Raw genomic sequence first — 640 nt, forward strand, 5'->3', positions numbered from 1 at the left:
CAACACATAGGCATAGACGACGGGGCGCCAGGTTTCGGCTTCAGCCTTGTAGAAAATCTCGAACACGATCACCGCTAGCAGGCCAAGCGTCGCCACGGCCATCAATGCAAAGCCAAGCCGTCTGCGGGCCGGTGAAATCAGGTCGTAAGGGGCGGCGTCTGCCGGCCACTGGTTTGCGGTCGAAGTCTGGTCAGCCACAAATCTCGCCCGTTCAGGAGGCTTCCGAAAGGAAGCAGGTTATTTGTGGTCCGGCAGCAGCCTTCGCCGCCGGACCACGGTTCGTAGGCCAGCCTACATGCCGAGCGAGGCCTTGTAGAGCTTGACCTGCTTTTCGCGGCCGATCTGGTCGGTGAGCTTCTCCCAGGCCGCGGCAATGGCGTCGGCGCCTTCCTGCGCCTTCATCTTGCCGGCGAAGGTGTTGGCCAGAATGTCCTCGGCGGCGCTGTAATACTGGAAGATGCCGGGGATGCGTGGCTCGATCGCCGCGTTCGGATGGTTGTACGAGTCGCCTTCCGACTTGAGGTAGGAGGTGATGAAGGCCTCGTCATAGCCTGCCGCCACCCACTCCGGAATGTCGAAATGCGAATTGCGGTAGGGCTGGAAGCCCGACGGATACATCGCCGTCCAGATCGACAGGTCC

The 640-nt window shown here is 61.4% G+C and carries 2 pseudogenes; both read right to left on the reverse strand.

The features are described 5' to 3' along the window. Positions 1–198: pseudogene (locus tag EN935_RS39190) on the reverse strand (sugar ABC transporter permease); the annotation flags it as partial. 93 nt (positions 199–291) lie between these two features. Beyond that, positions 292–640 (reverse strand): annotated as a pseudogene (locus EN935_RS39195) (sugar ABC transporter substrate-binding protein); the annotation flags it as partial.

Source organism: Mesorhizobium sp. M7D.F.Ca.US.004.03.1.1, assembly GCF_003998635.1.
In the GTDB taxonomy this organism is placed as follows: Bacteria; Pseudomonadota; Alphaproteobacteria; order Rhizobiales; family Rhizobiaceae; genus Mesorhizobium; species Mesorhizobium loti.